Annotated in this window: 13 protein-coding genes and 1 pseudogene; all 14 read right to left on the reverse strand. The window is 64.9% G+C overall.

The window, feature by feature from the left end:
- Nucleotide 1: 1 nt before the first annotated feature.
- The 14 genes and pseudogenes from FVE66_RS17910 to FVE66_RS17970 all read right to left on the reverse strand — a co-directional run bounded on the left by FVE66_RS17910 (nt 2) and on the right by FVE66_RS17970 (nt 14,872).
- Nucleotides 2-910 carry a hydroxymethylglutaryl-CoA lyase gene (locus FVE66_RS17910; protein ID WP_151449007.1) on the reverse strand — a complete coding sequence of 303 codons (909 nt, stop codon included), beginning with the start codon at nt 908-910 and terminating at the stop codon, nt 2-4.
- Between the two features lie 11 nt (nt 911-921).
- Entirely contained in the window at nt 922-1,848 is a 927-nt protein-coding gene (locus tag FVE66_RS17915; protein WP_151448843.1) for a 2-hydroxyacid dehydrogenase, read from the reverse strand.
- Nucleotides 1,849-1,948: 100 nt separating this feature from the next.
- Complete coding sequence (locus FVE66_RS17920; RefSeq protein WP_151448844.1) at nt 1,949-3,997, reverse strand: acetyl/propionyl/methylcrotonyl-CoA carboxylase subunit alpha; 2,049 nt, start codon at nt 3,995-3,997, stop codon at nt 1,949-1,951.
- Nucleotides 3,998-4,094: 97 nt separating this feature from the next.
- The gene (bioB, locus tag FVE66_RS17925; protein WP_151448845.1) at nt 4,095-5,126 is read right to left on the reverse strand and encodes a biotin synthase BioB; all 1,032 of its coding nucleotides are present in this window, start codon (nt 5,124-5,126) and stop codon (nt 4,095-4,097) included.
- A 107-nt stretch (nt 5,127-5,233) separates the two neighbouring features.
- The gene (bioD, locus tag FVE66_RS17930; RefSeq protein WP_151448846.1) at nt 5,234-5,941 is read right to left on the reverse strand and encodes a dethiobiotin synthase; all 708 of its coding nucleotides are present in this window, start codon (nt 5,939-5,941) and stop codon (nt 5,234-5,236) included.
- Nucleotides 5,938-7,134, reverse strand: a complete 1,197-nt coding sequence (gene bioF / locus FVE66_RS17935; protein WP_151448847.1) for an 8-amino-7-oxononanoate synthase — start codon at nt 7,132-7,134, stop codon at nt 5,938-5,940. Before bioF ends, bioD begins: the two co-directional genes overlap by 4 nt.
- The gene (gene bioA / locus FVE66_RS17940) at nt 7,134-8,474 is read right to left on the reverse strand and encodes an adenosylmethionine--8-amino-7-oxononanoate transaminase (protein ID WP_277753173.1); all 1,341 of its coding nucleotides are present in this window, start codon (nt 8,472-8,474) and stop codon (nt 7,134-7,136) included. The genes bioF and bioA overlap by 1 nt, the downstream gene beginning before the upstream one ends.
- A 37-nt stretch (nt 8,475-8,511) precedes the next feature.
- A complete protein-coding gene (locus tag FVE66_RS17945; RefSeq protein WP_151448849.1) occupies nt 8,512-9,312 on the reverse strand; it encodes an enoyl-CoA hydratase/isomerase family protein in 801 nt (266 codons plus the stop codon).
- A 16-nt stretch (nt 9,313-9,328) separates the two neighbouring features.
- Complete coding sequence (locus FVE66_RS17950) at nt 9,329-10,936, reverse strand: carboxyl transferase domain-containing protein (protein WP_151448850.1); 1,608 nt, start codon at nt 10,934-10,936, stop codon at nt 9,329-9,331.
- Complete coding sequence (locus FVE66_RS17955) at nt 10,933-11,322, reverse strand: YchJ family protein (RefSeq protein ID WP_151448851.1); 390 nt, start codon at nt 11,320-11,322, stop codon at nt 10,933-10,935. Before FVE66_RS17955 ends, FVE66_RS17950 begins: the two co-directional genes overlap by 4 nt.
- Nucleotides 11,319-11,693, reverse strand: a complete 375-nt coding sequence (locus FVE66_RS20560) for a rhodanese-like domain-containing protein (RefSeq protein WP_241673284.1) — start codon at nt 11,691-11,693, stop codon at nt 11,319-11,321. The genes FVE66_RS17955 and FVE66_RS20560 overlap by 4 nt, the downstream gene beginning before the upstream one ends.
- Nucleotides 11,694-11,759: 66 nt before the next feature.
- Nucleotides 11,760-12,359 (reverse strand): annotated as a pseudogene (locus FVE66_RS17960) (DsbA family protein); the annotation flags it as partial.
- Between the two features lie 28 nt (nt 12,360-12,387).
- Nucleotides 12,388-13,518, reverse strand: a complete 1,131-nt coding sequence (locus tag FVE66_RS17965) for an acyl-CoA dehydrogenase family protein (protein WP_151448852.1) — start codon at nt 13,516-13,518, stop codon at nt 12,388-12,390.
- A 172-nt stretch (nt 13,519-13,690) separates the two neighbouring features.
- Entirely contained in the window at nt 13,691-14,872 is a 1,182-nt protein-coding gene (locus FVE66_RS17970) for an acetyl-CoA C-acetyltransferase (protein ID WP_151448853.1), read from the reverse strand.
- Between the last annotated feature and the right edge of the window lie 6 nt (nt 14,873-14,878).

Consider the following 14,878-nt stretch of genomic DNA (forward strand, 5'->3'; position numbering starts at 1 on the left):
TTCATCCCGCACGCTTGGCGGCAATCGCATTGCCGGCGCGGCTGATTGCCTTGCGGCCCAGTGCTGCCGAAATGAACTGCCCGGCGTCGACCACCTGATCGAGGTCGATTCCGGTCTCGATTCCCAGGCCCTGCATCATGTACAGAACGTCTTCGGTAGCCACATTCCCGGTCGCTCCCTTGGCATACGGGCAACCGCCAAGGCCGGCCACCGAGGAATGGAAGATCGTGATGCCGCATTCGAGGCTGGCGTAGATATTGGCCATCGCCTGGCCGTAGGTGTCATGGAAATGGCCGGACAGTTGCGACAGCGGGTAATCTTGCACCACCCGGTTCATCACCGCATGCACCTTGTTCGGCGTTGCCACGCCGATGGTGTCGGCAATATCGATCTCGTCGCAGCCGATGTCGCGCAGGCGGCGTACCACGTCAGCCACCGCTTCCACCGGTACCTCGCCCTGGTAGGGGCAGCCGAATGCGCAACTGATCGCCCCGCGCAGGCGCAGCCCATGTTGCTTGGTGGCGCGGGCGACTTCGGCAAAACGGTCTATCGACTCCGCGATCGAACAATTGATGTTCTTTTGCGAGAACGCTTCCGACGCGGCACCGAAAATCACCACCTCGTCCACGCGCGCAGCCAGCGCCGCCTCGAATCCCCTCATGTTGGGCACCAGCGCGGAATAGATGACGCCCGGCTTGCGCTGTATGCGCTCCATCACTTCGGCCGAGGTGGCCATCTGCGGCACCCATTTGGGAGAAACGAAGGACGCCGCCTCGATGTTGGGGAAACCGGCGCGCGTCAGGCGATCCACCAGCTCGACCTTGATGTCGGCAGGGATGGTTTCTTTCTCGTTCTGCAGGCCGTCACGGGGGCCCACTTCGACGATCTTTACCCGGCCAGGGAGGGTCACTTGTGCCATGTTCAATATCCTTTTGTGCGGTCGACCAGACCGGCGATGGGCTCGCCATTTTCCAATTTTCGTATTTTGCCGGCGATCTGCTCCAGGCTGACCTGGCGCAAGGTGACCGCTGCGATGTGGGGCGTCACGGTAATGCGCGGCTCGCTCCAGAACGGATGCCCCGGCGGCAGCGGCTCCGTGCGGAACACGTCCAGCGTCGCGCCGGCGATGTGGCCATTCTGCACCAGCGCCAGCAAAGCGTCCTCATCCACATGCTGGCCGCGAGCGACGTTGATCACGTACGATCCGGCCGGCAGCTTTTCCAGGTTGGCCCGGTTCAGGATGCCCTCGGTTGCTGGCGTCAGCGGCAGGATGCAAACCAGCGCCCGCGACGCCCCCAGGAAAGCGTCCAGCTGCTCGTCGCCAACAAAGGATGTGACACCCGGCACCGACTTGGCGCTGCGGCTCCAGCCGTTGACCTGGAAGCCGAAGTGGGAAAGCGATGCGGCGATGCGCTGGCCCAGCACGCCCATGCCCAGTATGCCGACTGGAAATTGCCGCTTGTCGTTCGGCTTCAGGAAACGCCATTGCGCCTGTTGCTGCTGGCGCGCGAAATCCGGCATACGCCGGAAATAGCCCAGCACTGCCCAGCTGACATACTCCGCCATCTGGTCGCCCATGCCAGCGTCGTCCAGCCGCACAATGTCCAGCCCGGCCGGCAGCTGCTCGCCGTGCCGCAGGATGGCGTCGACACCAGCGCCCAGATTGAACACCGTCTTCAGGCCCGGGTGATTCAGCAGCGCCAGTGGCGGGTGCCAGACCACGGCGTAATCCGCCGGCTCCTGGTCGCCCTCATGCCAGACGCGCAATTGCGCATCCGGCAGATGCGACTGCAGTTCGCTCAGCCATGGTTCGGGCCGGCCTTCTGGTGCGTAGAAAAGGATCTTCATGCTTGTCGGTTCTTTGGTCCGTGGATACGTTGATACGTTGGTACGTTGATTCTTCTTCGCTCTAGCTTCGCTTGCCACGTTCGCGGAGTGCCCGGCGCTCTCAGGCAGCGGGCACCGCGGCTGCTTCGAATGCGATCAGCTGCGCGCCCTCCGCCACCTGCTCGCCGACCGCATACATCAGGTCGGCCACGATGCCGTCGCGCGGCGCCGAAATCGTGTGCTCCATCTTCATCGCCTCCATGATCAGCAGCGGTGTGCCCTTCGCCACGACCGCGCCCTTTTCCACCAGCAGCGCGACGATCTTGCCTGGCATGGGCGCGGTCAGGCGGCCGCCTTCTTCTTCCAGTTCGCCCGCATGCACCATCGGATCGTTCCAGTGCAACTGCACATGCTCGCCTTCGACGAACACGTGTACCGTCTCGCCGTCGAGCACGACATTGCCATGCACTGTCTCGCCACCCAGCCGCAGCGTCAGTTCGTCACGGTTGCAGGTCACCAACGACAGCTGGTCGGTACGGCCGTCGAGGGTAAAGGTCCATGCGCGGCCCTGGTAGTTGATGCCGGCTGCATGCGTGCTCACCGCGTCCTCGAATTGCAGCGAGCGCGTCATGCGGCTGTTCATGCGCCAGCCGCCCACATCCGACCAGGGATCGGCATCGCCGGCCGCCTGTAGCGCTTCCGTCGCAAGGATCGCGCCAGCCGCCAGCGCCACGGCATGGCGCGGCGCCGGGCGCGGCGCGGGCAGCAGCGTGCCGGGGTTGCGCTCGATCAGGCCGGTGTCGAGTTCGGCGCTGCTGAAGGGCGCGCTCTCGACCAGGCGCTTCAGGAACGCGATGTTGGTCGCGAGCCCGGCAATTTTCATCCCGGCCAGCGACGCTGCCATCGCCACGCACGCCTCGTCCCGGGTCGGTGCCCATACGATCAGCTTGGCGATCATCGGGTCGTAATATGGTGATATGGCGTCGCCTTCGCGCACGCCGGAATCGATGCGGGTGACCGGGCGGCTGGCGCCAGCCGCCGTTGCGGCCGTTGCCACCGCCACCGGGGTGGCGAACTCGATCGCCGGCGGCTGGCGCAGGTAGCGCAAGGTGCCAATGGCGGGCAAGAAGCCTTTCTCGGGATTTTCGGCATAGACCCGCGCCTCGATCGCGTGGCCGTCGATGCGCAACTGGTCTTGCCGGCACGGCAGCGGCTGGCCGCTCGCCACCCGCAACTGCCATTCCACCAGGTCGGTGCCGGTGATCATTTCGGTCACCGGATGCTCGACCTGCAGCCGGGTGTTCATCTCCATGAAGTAGAACGATCCGTCCTGGTTGGCTATGAATTCAACGGTGCCGGCGCCGACGTAGCCGACCGCGCGCGCAGCGGCGACCGCCGCCTCGCCCATGGCCTGCCGCCGTTCGACCGTCATGCCGGGCGCCGGCGCTTCTTCAAGGACTTTCTGGTGGCGCCGCTGGACCGAGCAATCGCGTTCGAACAGATACACGCAATTGCCATGGCTGTCGGCAAAAACCTGGATTTCGATATGGCGCGGCCGGGTCAGGTATTTTTCGACCAGCACGCGATCATCGCCGAAACTGTTGCTCGCTTCCCGTTGGCAGGATGCGAGCGCAGCGCCGAAGTCGCCGCTGCGCTCAACGATGCGCATGCCCTTGCCGCCACCGCCGGCGCTGGCCTTGATCAGCACCGGATAGCCGATACGGTCCGACTCGCTGCGCAGGAAATGGCTGTCCTGGTTGTCGCCGTGATAGCCGGGCACCAGCGGCACGCCGGCTTTCTCCATCAGCGCCTTGGCCGCGGATTTCGACCCCATCGCGCGGATGGCTGAAGCCGGCGGCCCGATGAATGCGATGCCCGCCGCTGCGCAGGCCTCGGCAAATGCATCGTTCTCCGACAGGAACCCGTAACCGGGGTGAATCGCCTGCGCACCCGTTGCCTTGGCCGCGGCCAGGATATGGTCGCTGCGCAGGTAGCTGTCGCGCGCGGCTGCCGGCCCGATCAGCACCGCTTCATCGCAGGCGGCCACATGGCGCGCGCCGGCGTCCACCTCCGAGTACACGGCAACTGTCTTGATGCCCAGGCGGCGTGCGGTCGCCGCCACCCTGCACGCTATCTCACCGCGGTTTGCAATCAGTATCTTGGTGAACACCTTGGCTCCTGTTGTCCTGGCCTGCCCCGGGACGGCTTCGTTTTCCGGCTTCGTTTTCCGGCGTCTTTTGCCAACTTCCCGGGCCTGATTTTTTGCGTTATTCGAGTTCGCAGCGCGCGTCGACGTGGCCAGTACGGCTGTGCATGCCGAGCTTGTCCAGCAACGCGGCGTCGGCGTCGACTTCCGGATTGCCGGTAGTCAGCAGCTTGTCGCCGTAGAAGATCGAGTTGGCGCCGGCCATGAAGCACAAGGCCTGCACCGCTTCGCTCATCTGGCGCCGTCCTGCCGACAGCCGCACCCGGGCTTTCGGCATGGTGATGCGCGCCACCGCGATGGTGCGGACGAATTCGAGCGGATCGAGCGGATCCAGGCCATGCAGCGGCGTGCCTTCGACCTGCACCAGGTGGTTCACCGGTACCGACTCGGGGTAGGGATCCATGTTCGCCAGTTGCGCAACCAGGCCGGCGCGTTGCAGGCGCGATTCGCCCATGCCGACGATGCCGCCGCAACAGACCTTGATGCCGGCGTCGCGCACCCGGCCCAGGGTGTCGATCCGGTCCTGGTAGTCGCGCGTGGTGATGACATTGTTGTAGAACTCGGGAGCGGTGTCGATGTTGTGGTTGTAGTAGTCCAGGCCGGCCCCTTTCAGGCGCGCAGCCTGGCCTTCGGCCAGCATGCCCAACGTCACGCAGGTCTCCAGCCCCATATCCTTCACGCCGCGCACCATGTCTTCGATCTGGTCAAGGTCGCGGTCCTTGGGTTCACGCCAGGCCGCGCCCATGCAGAAGCGCGTCGCGCCATGCGCCTTTGCTTCGCGCGCATGCGCCAGCACGGTCTCCAGCGGCAGGATCTTTTGCGCTTCGACACCGGTGTCGTAACGCGCTGCCTGCGGACAGTAACCGCAATCCTCGGCGCAGCCGCCGGTCTTGATCGACAGCAGCGTCGCCAGCTCGACTTCGTTCGGGTCGAAATGCTCGCGATGGGCCTGCTGCGCGCGATAAATCAGCTCATTGAACGGCAGCGCAAATAGCGCCGCCACCTGTTCCACCGGCCAGCGGGATGCTGCTGCAGCGGGGCTTGCCGGAACCGCGCTGGCGGCAGGGTAAAACTCGAGAACTTGTGTGGACATCCTATCTTCCTTTGCTTCGGCTTCTTGCCTCGGTTTTCTACTTCGATTTCTTGCTTCGATTTCTTGCTTCAGTTTGCTGCTTCAGTCTTTTCTTTCGTTTCTTTCAATCATTGCGCCCGTCCGGCGGGCCAGCCGGACAGGCGCGTGAAATCCAGGTGCGCCGCCGCATGGAGGGCATCGGCAGTTTCCAGCCGCGGCACCACGCCGAGCAACGGCGCCGGCAGCCGCTGCTGCAGGGCGTCGATGTTGGCCTGCAATTGCAGCATGGCGGGGTCGATGGTGTTTGCCACCCATCCGGCCAGTTCCAGTCCGCGCGCCGCGACCGCTTCCGCAGTCAGCAGCGCATGATTCTGGCAGCCAAGGCGCAGGCCGACCACCAGGATCACCGGCAATCCGAACCCGACCGCCATGTCAGCAGTGTCATGCTCGCGCGACAAGGGTACGCGAAAGCCGCCCACACCTTCGACCACCACCGCGTCCGCCTGCGCCGCGACCTGATCGTAGCAGGCGCGCAGATGCAGCAGGTCGATCTCCTGCTGTTCGAGCTGGGCGGCAATGTGCGGCGCCAGCGGCTGCCGCATCAGGCACGGGGTCAGCAGCGCTGCTGGCAGCGTGACGCCGGCGCTGGCGGCGAGCATGTCGGCGTCTTCATTGTGCCAGCCGCCGTCACGCCAGGTGGCGCCGGCGGCGACTGGTTTCATGCCGGCCGCGCGCACGCCGCGACCCGCCAGTGCGTGCAGCATTGCCGCTGACACCAGGGTCTTGCCGATCTCGGTATCGGTGCCGGTGATGAACCATCCGGGTGGTCGCTTCATGGCGCCTCCTGCGGCACGGCGCTGTCCAGCGCGCGCAGCGCCGAGGTCAAGCGGCCGGCCTGCTGTGCTGTGTGGGCGGCGGACAGGGTGATGCGCAGGCGGGCCGAACCAGGCGGCACCGTCGGCGGGCGGATCGCCCCCACCCACAATCCCTGCTCCTGCAACGCAGCTGCCACTCGCTGCACCTCGCCATTGCTCCCGACGATGACCGGCTGGATTGCCGTATCGGAATCAAGCAGGCGCCAGCGCGTACCGCACAACTCTTGCTTCACCTGCGCGATCAATGCGCGCAAATGAAGCCGGCGCTGCTCGCCTTCCTCGCCTTCGATCAGGTCCAGGCTTTTCATCAGGGCATGGGCCAGCGCCGGGGGCGACGCCGTCGTGAAGATATACTGGCGCGACCTCTGCGCCAGCCATTCGATCACGGTGTCGTGGGCAGCCACGAAGGCGCCGGCGACGCCGGCGGCCTTGCCCAGCGTGCCGACGTACACCAGATGCGGCGAGCGCAAGCCGAAATGCGACAGCACGCCGCGCCCCCTGGCACCCAGCACGCCGAAGCCATGCGCATCGTCGACCACCAGCAACGCACCGTGGCGCTCGCACAGTTGCAGCATTGCCGGCAAGGGCGCGATATCGCCGTCCATGCTGAACACGCCGTCGGTGACGACGATCTTGACCGCCGCCCGGCTCTGCGCGAGCAAGCCGGCCAACGCATCGATGTCGCCGTGCGGATAGACCCTGACTGCCGAGCGCGACAAGCGCGCGCCGTCGATCAGGGAGGCATGGTTCAGTTCTTCGGAGAACAGCTCCGCCTCCGGACCGCCCAGTGCCGTGAGCAAACCCATGTTGGCCATGTAACCGGTCGAGAAGGTGAGCGCGCGCGCACACGGTATGTGCGCGGACAGCCAGTCGGCGAAACGTTCTTCCAGCGCTACGTGCGCGCGGCTGTGGCCGTTGATCAGGTGCGATGCGCCACTGCCCGCGCCATGAACCCGCGCGCCCTCTGCCAGCGCTTCGACTACTTCCGGATGATTCGCCAGTCCCAGGTAATCGTTGCTGCAAAAGGCCAGCAGCCGGCGGCCATCGACCAGCATCTCCGGCGCGCAGGGCGTCGCCACCACCCGCCGGCGGCGCAATAGCTGCGCCTCGTCCAGTTGATCGAGCTGTCGTTGCAAGCGGTCGAGAAGTTCCATCAGTGCGGCACCACTTGTTCGAACACGGCCCGGGTACGCTGCGCCAGATGCCCGATTTCCTCATCGTCCAGCACGTAGGGGGGCATCAGATAGACGGTGCGACCGATCGGCCGCAGCAGCACTTCCTGATCCAGCCCGGCCGCAAACATGCGGCGGGCGAAGGATGCTGCCTGCGCGGGATCGTCGATCCGGGCGTCGAAGGCCCAGATCATTCCCTGCTGGCGGAAATGGCAAACTCGCGGATGCGCGGCCAGCGGGGCCAGCCCCGCGCTCAATTGCCGTGCCCGCTCCCGGTTGGCATCCAGCACATCGTCCTCATCGAAAATCTGCAGCGTCGCCAGCGCGGCGCGGCAGGCCAGCGGGTTGCCGGTATACGAATGCGAATGCAGGAAGCCGCGCGCCAGTTCGCGGTCATAGAAAGCCTGGTACACCTCATCGGTGGTCATTACCAGCGACAGCGGCAGATAACCGCCGCTGATGCCTTTGGACAGGCAGAGGAAATCCGGCCAGATGCCGGCCTGCTCGCAGGCAAAGAAGGAACCGGTACGGCCGCAGCCGACCGCAATCTCATCGGCGATCAGGTGCACCTGATACTGATCGCACAGTTTGCGCACTGCCCGCAGGTAGGCCGGATCATGCATGACCATGCCGGCAGCGCATTGCACCAGCGGCTCGACGATCACGGCGGCAATCGAATCCCCGCGTTGCTGGAGCAAGGTTTCGAGCGAAGCAGCAGCGCGCGCAGCCACATCGGCCGCGCTCTCGCCCGGCTGGGCCTGCCGCGCATCAGGCGTCGCGACCACGTGCGCTGTCTTCAGCATCGGGCCGTATGCATCACGAAAAAGCGCGACGTCAGTGACGCCGAGCGCACCGATGGTCTCGCCGTGATAGCTGCCCTGCAGACAGACGAATTCCTGCTTGCCCGGCCGGCCGCCGTTGCGCCAGGCATGGAAGCTCATCTTCAGCGCGATCTCGACTGCCGACGCACCGTCCGAGGCGTAGAAGCAATGGCCGAGCGCATGGCCGGTGAGCGCCGACAGCCGCTCCGACAACTGCACCACCGGTTCGTGGGTAAACCCGGCCAGCATTGCATGCTCGAGCCGTTGCAGTTGATCTACCAGGGCCGCGTTGATGCGCGGGTTGGCATGACCGAACAGGTTGACCCACCATGAGCTGATGGCGTCGAGGTAGCGGCGGCCTTCATGATCGAACAACCACGCACCCTGCCCGCGCGCGAGCGCGACCAGGGGCATGGTTTCGTGGTGCTGCATCTGGGTACAGGGGTGCCACACGCTGTCCAGGCTGCGTGACACCCAGTCCCCTTTCAAAGCTGCATTCAATGACTGCTCCGGATTGTTGCGGTAGCGCGGGCCTGGTTCAGGCCAGCCAGCGCGGCTTGCGTTTTTCGAGGAAGGACTGCACGCCATCGCGGCCGTCCTCCGAGGCGCGGATGTCGGCAATGCGGCCGACGGTGTCCGCGATCAGCACGTCGTCGATCGGCCGTCCGGCGACATCCCGGACCAGCCGCTTGGCTTCGCCGACCGCTTGCGGACTGGCGGCCAACAGCGCTTTCAGGATACCGGCGACGGTACTGTCGAGCGCATCGGCCGTCACCACTTCGTGCACCAGCCCGAAGCGGTGCGCTTCCTGCGCGGAAAACCGCTCTGCCGTCAGGAAATAGCGGCGCGCTGCGGACGCCCCCATCGCGCGGACGACGTAGGGCGAGATTGTCGCAGGGATCAAGCCGATTTTTACCTCGGAAAGACAAAACTGCGCGGTAGCAACAGCAACCGCAATATCGGCGATGGCAGCCAGCCCGACGCCGCCGGCATAGGCGTCGCCCTGGATGCGCGCGACCACTGGCTTCGGGCACAGGTCGATGGTGCGCAGCATCGCAGCCAGTTCGGACGCATCGGCCAGGTTTTCGGCCCGGCTGTAAGCAGCCATCTTCTTCATCCAGTTCAGGTCGCCGCCGGCACAAAACGCGGGACCGTTGGCTGCCAGCACAATGGCGCGTACGGCGGGATCGGCGCCGAGCCGCTCGAAGGCGGCGGTGATCTCGGCGATGGCAGTTTCGTTGAAAGCGTTGCGCACTTCCGGCCGGTTCAGGGTCACGGTGGCAACGTGGCCATCGACGGCGACGGCAATGCTCTGGTAGTCAGTACTGGTCAGGCTCATGATTTGTTCCACATTCCTACATCCTGAACAGGCCGAAGCGGGTCTCTCCGATCGGCGCATTCAGTGCCGCCGACAGTCCCAGGCCGAGCACCCGGCGCGTGTCGGCCGGATCGATGACGCCATCGTCCCAAAGCCGCGCGCTGGCGTAATACGGATGGCCCTGGTGCTCGTACTGTTCATGGATCGGCTGGCGAAATGCCTGCTCCTCCTCGGCGCTCCAGCTGCCGCCGCGCGCTTCGATGCCGTCGCGCCGCACGGTCGCCAGCACGCTCGCGGCCTGCTCGCCGCCCATCACCGAGATGCGCGCGTTCGGCCACATCCACAGGAAGCGCGGTGCAAACGCGCGGCCGCACATGCCGTAGTTGCCGGCGCCGAAACTGCCGCCGATGATCATTGTCAATTTCGGCACGGCGGCGGTGGCAACTGCGGTCACCAGCTTGGCGCCGTTGCGGGCGATGCCTTCATTCTCGTACTTGCGGCCGACCATGAAACCGGTGATGTTCTGCAGGAACACCAGCGGTATCTTGCGCTGGCAGCACAGCTCGATGAAATGCGCGCCCTTGAGCGCCGATTCCGAAAACAGGATGCCGTTGTTGGCGATGACGCCCACCGGCATGCCGTACAAATGGGCAAAGCCGCACACCAGCGTGCTGCCGTAGCGGGCCTTGAATTCATCGAAGACGCTGCCATCGACCACGCGCGCGATGACTTCCCGCACATCGAAGGGCTTGCGGGTATCGGTCGGAATCACGCCGTACAATTCGCTGGCCGGATATTTCGGCTCTTCAGGCTGGCGCAGCACCAGTTCGTGTTTCTTGACCGCGTTCAGGTTGCCGACGATGCGACGCGCCAGCGCCAGCGCATGCAGGTCGTTCTGCGCCAGGTGGTCGGCCACGCCGGACAGGCGGGTGTGTACGTCGCCGCCGCCCAGGTCTTCGGCCGAAACGACTTCGCCAGTTGCCGCCTTCACCAGCGGCGGGCCGCCGAGGAAGATCGTGCCCTGGTCCCGGACGATGATCGACTCATCGCTCATCGCAGGCACATAGGCGCCGCCCGCAGTGCAGGAACCCATCACCACGGCAATCTGGGCAATGCCGCTGGCCGACATGTTGGCCTGGTTGAAGAAGATACGGCCAAAGTGCTCGCGATCCGCGAACACATCGTCCTGGTTGGGCAGGTTAGCGCCGCCGCTGTCTACCAGGTAGATGCAGGGCAGCCGGTTCTGTTGCGCGATCTCCTGCGCACGCAGGTGCTTCTTGACCGTGATCGGGTAATAGGTGCCGCCCTTGACCGTGGCGTCATTGCAGACAATCACGCATTCGCGGCCCGCGACCCGGCCAATGCCGGTGATGATGCCGCCGCAGGGCGCCTCGTTGCGGTACATCTCGTAGCCGGCCAGCTGCGAGAACTCGAGGAAGGGCGTGCCGGGATCGAGCAGCGCCTGCACCCGGTCGCGCGGCAAAAGCTTGCCGCGGCCGGTATGCTTCTTGCGCGCGTCTTCACCGCCGCCCAAGGAGATTTGCGCTACCTTCTGCTCCAGGTCGGCGACCAGTGCCTGCATGGCTGCGGCATTGGCGATGAAATCGTCAGCGCGGGGATTGAGTCGGGTTTCGATTGTCGTCATTTGTCTTTTTCGGGAAAACTGCCATCCACGTACCACCACCTGCCCTGCTCCCGCACGAAGTTGCTCACTTCGTGCAGGCGATGCCCGCGCCCATCCGCCCGGTAGCGCGCGACGAATTCAACGATTGCGCTGTCTGCCGCTGTCTCATGCCGCTTTACCTCCAGGCCCAGCCACTTGACGCCATCCTCGGTTAGTGGCGGCACCGGCCGGGTGCGCGCATGCCAGGTCTGCAGCAGGTATTGCTCGTTGCGCAGCACGTAGGCGCTGTAGCGCGAGCGCATCAGCGCCGCTGCGTCAGGTGCCGCTTCGCCGCCCTCAATATAGCGGCCGCAACATTGCGAGAAGATGCCACCTCCGCAGGGGCAGGCCTGTCCCTTGCCGCTCAAGTCTTTTTCGCCTTTTCGGCGACCGGCCCGCCGGCGGCTTTCCAGGCGCCGAAGCCGCCCTCGATGTCCGCCACCCTGGGCAGGCCCATGTCCTGAACGGTTGCCGTGGTCAGCGCGCTGCGCCAGCCGGCGGCGCAGAAGAAAATGAATTCCCTGGGTTCGGCGAACTGCGGCTTGTGATAGGGGGAATCCGGATCGACCCAGAATTCGATCATGCCGCGCGGAGCGTGAAAGGCGCCCGGCACCATGCCTTCGCGTTCCAGTTCGCGCACATCGCGGATGTCGACGAACTGCACGTCCGGATCGTCCAGCCTGGCCAGCGCTTCTTCCACGGTATAGCGGCGGATCCTGGCGCTTGCCTCGTCGACCATCTGGCGATAACCCTTGCTTGCCGTCTTCTCGCCGAGGCTGGTCGCGCCGGATAACAAGGCATCGATCTGTTCAAACCGGTCGAAGCCCCAGAACGGCTCGCCGTCGACAATCATGAATGGCGCGCCAAATACGCCGCGCTGCAGGGCAGCCTCGGTGTCGGCCTTGACCTGCTCGCGCACGCCGGCGCTGTTCATCCCCTCGGTCAGCCGCGCCACGTCCAAGCCCATTGCCACGCCGACCTGCACCACGTTGTCGGGCGAGCCGATGTCGATGTTGTCGACGAAATAGGCACGGAAGATCGACCTGGCGAATGCAACAGCCTGTTCGTCGCCATGTTCGGCACGAACCCACAGCATGGCGCGCGCAGCGGCCGCCGACGACACCGGGAACGGCTCGGGCATGTTGAAGTCGATCTGGTTGAAGCGCGCGGTGCGTTTGAAATCAAGCAGCGCATAGTCGCCCTTGAGCGGCAAGGCGGTCAGCGGCGCACCGCCGGTGGTGCGAAACATAACGCCCAGCAGTATCGGCTGCCAGCGCACTTTCCTGCCATGCCGGGCGGCCAGTGCATCGATCGCGGTGGACGCGAAATACGCGTAGGGCGATGAGAAATCAAAAAAGAATTCGATGTCCGCTGCCATGCTGTCTCCTGTCTGGTCTGATGTCATTTAACGCCGCGGGGGCGCGGCCGGCCGCTCAGGCCAGTGCGCGCGCGATCAGCATTTTCTGTATGTCGCTGGTGCCTTCATAGATCTGGCAAACCCGCACGTCGCGGTAAATCCGCTCGACCGGAAAATCATTGACGTAGCCATAACCGCCGTGGATCTGGAGCGCCGCCGAGCACACCTTCTCGGCCATCTCGCTGGCGAACAGCTTGGCCATTGCGGCTTCGGTCAGGCAGGGACGACCGGCATCCTTCAGGCTGGCCGCGTGCCAGATCATCTGGCGCGCCACCGCAATCTGCGTCGCCATCTCGGCTAGCCGGAATTCGATCGCTTGATGGGCAATCAGCGCCTGGCCGAAACTGGTGCGCTCTTTCGCATAAGCCAGCGCCGCTTCGAAGGCTGCGCGCGCCATGCCGACCGACTGCGCAGCAATGCCGATGCGCCCGCCCTCCAGCCCCGACAGCGCAATCTTGTAGCCCTGCCCTTCTTCGCCGATCAGGTTTGCTGCCGGTATGCGGCAGTCCTCGAACAGGATCTGCGCGGTATCCGATGAACGCTGGCCGAGCTTGTCCTCCAGTCGCGCCACCACATAACCGGGCGTATCGGTCGGCACCCAGAATGCGCTGATGCCGCGCTTGCCGGCATCCTTGTCGGTCACCGCCATCACGATCGCGACGTCGGCGTTCTTGCCACTGGTCGTGAATTGCTTGACGCCATTGAGCACGTACTCACCGCCATCGCGCACCGCCGTGGTGCGCAGGTTGGACGCCTCGCTGCCAGCGTGCGGTTCGGTCAGGCAGAACGCGCCCAGCAGCTTGCCGCTGGCCAGCGGCCGCAGCCATTGTTCCTTCTGCGCGTCGTTCGCCATCGTCAGGCCGATGCTGCAGACCGGGCAATTGTTGACCGAGATGATGGTGGAGGTGCCGCCGTCGCCGGCGGCTATTTCCTCCAGCACCAACGCCAGCGACAGGTAGTCGAGGCCGGCGCCGCCCAGCGATTCCGGCACGACGATGCCGAATGCGCCCAACTGCGCCAGGCCGGCGAGCGCCTCGCGCGGGAACAGATGCTCGCGATCCCAGCGCGCTGCATTCGGCGCAATCTGTTCCCGCACATAGGCGCGAACCGCGTCGCGGACCATCTCATGTTGTTCGCTCAGCAGCATTGCGCTCGCTTCAGTTCGAGGGTCACGAAGGCAGGGGCCTGCCTTCGCTTTGATGAAACTGCCGCACGAATTCCCGGCCGGTCCAGCGCGAAACGCCCGGGGATCAGTGCGACAGCCATCGCTTACTGCACCGTCTTTTACTCCGTTGTTACTCCATCTGCTACACGGTCACTTACACCATCTCGATTGCCATTGCCGTGGCTTCGCCGCCGCCGATGCACAGCGTGGCGACGCCGCGCTTGCCGCCGGTCTTTTTCAGCGCGCCGAGCAGGGTAACGACGATGCGCGCGCCGGATGCGCCGATCGGATGGCCAAGCGCGCAGGCGCCGCCATGGATATTGATCTTGTCGTGCGAGATGTTGTGCTCGCGCATGGCTGCCATGGCGACCACGGCGAAGGCTTCATTGACTTCGAACAGGTCGACGTCGGCAGTGCTCCAGCCCACCTTCTTGTACAACTTTTCGATCGCGCCCACGGGAGCCGTGGTGAACCAGTTCGGCTCCTGCGAGTGGCGGGCATGGCCGAGGATTCGGGCGATCGGCTTGCAGCCGAGCTTCTTCGCCGTCGACTCGCGCATCAGCACCAGTGCTGCCGCGCCGTCGTTGATCGAGGATGAAGAGGCGGCGGTAATCGTGCCGTCCTTCTTGAACGCCGGCTTGAGCGTTGCGATCTTGTCGATCTTCGCCTTCAACGGACCTTCGTCCTTGTCGACCACCACATCGCCGCCGCGGCCCTTGACGGTCACCGGCGCGATTTCCCACTGGAACGAGCCGTCAGCAGTCGCTGCCTGGGCGCGCTTCACCGATTCGATCGCGAATGCGTCCTGCGCTTCACGGGTGAACTGGTACTTGCCCGCGCATTCCTCGCCGAAAGTACCCATCGAACGGCCGGCTTCGTATGCATCTTCCAGGCCGTCGAGCATCATGTGGTCGTAGATCGTGCCGTGGCCGATGCGATATCCGCCGCGCGCCTTGGGGATCAGGTAGGGAGCGTTGGTCATCGATTCCATGCCGCCCGCGACCACCACTTCATTGGTGCCGGCCAGCAGCGAGTCGTAGCCGAACATGGCAGCCTGCATTGCGGATCCGCACATCTTTGACATCGTCACCGCGCCGGCGGAAGTCGGAATGCCGGCCTTGATTGCCGCCTGGCGTGCCGGCGCCTGGCCCTGCCCTGCCATCAGGCAGTTGCCGAACAGGACATCCTGCACCTGTTCCGGCGCAATGCCTGCGCGCTCGACCGCCGCACGGATCGCAACCGCGCCAAGCTCGCTGGCAGTTACAGACGAAAAATCGCCCTGGAAGGCACCCATCGGGGTACGGGCAGCGCCGACAATTACGATTGGATCGTTCATTTTTGC

Origin of the sequence: Lacisediminimonas profundi (assembly GCF_008831265.1) — a bacterium.
GTDB classification, from domain to species: domain Bacteria; phylum Pseudomonadota; class Gammaproteobacteria; order Burkholderiales; family Burkholderiaceae_D; genus Lacisediminimonas; species Lacisediminimonas profundi.

Bases quoted from the DNA above. Each gene is read 5' to 3' on its own strand.
- FVE66_RS17970 (WP_151448853.1), bottom strand. From the start codon at position 14,872: ATGAACGATCCAATCGTAATTGTCGGCGCTGCCCGTACCCCGATGGGT.
- bioF (WP_151448847.1), bottom strand. From the start codon at position 7,134: ATGGAACTTCTCGACCGCTTGCAACGACAGCTCGATCAACTGGACGAG.
- FVE66_RS17950 (WP_151448850.1), bottom strand. From the start codon at position 10,936: ATGACGACAATCGAAACCCGACTCAATCCCCGCGCTGACGATTTCATC.
- FVE66_RS20560 (WP_241673284.1), bottom strand. From the start codon at position 11,693: ATGGTCGACGAGGCAAGCGCCAGGATCCGCCGCTATACCGTGGAAGAA.
- bioB (WP_151448845.1), bottom strand. From the start codon at position 5,126: ATGTCCACACAAGTTCTCGAGTTTTACCCTGCCGCCAGCGCGGTTCCG.
- FVE66_RS17965 (WP_151448852.1), bottom strand. From the start codon at position 13,518: ATGCTGCTGAGCGAACAACATGAGATGGTCCGCGACGCGGTTCGCGCC.
- FVE66_RS17915 (WP_151448843.1), bottom strand. From the start codon at position 1,848: ATGAAGATCCTTTTCTACGCACCAGAAGGCCGGCCCGAACCATGGCTG.
- bioD (WP_151448846.1), bottom strand. From the start codon at position 5,941: ATGAAGCGACCACCCGGATGGTTCATCACCGGCACCGATACCGAGATC.
- FVE66_RS17945 (WP_151448849.1), bottom strand. From the start codon at position 9,312: ATGAGCCTGACCAGTACTGACTACCAGAGCATTGCCGTCGCCGTCGAT.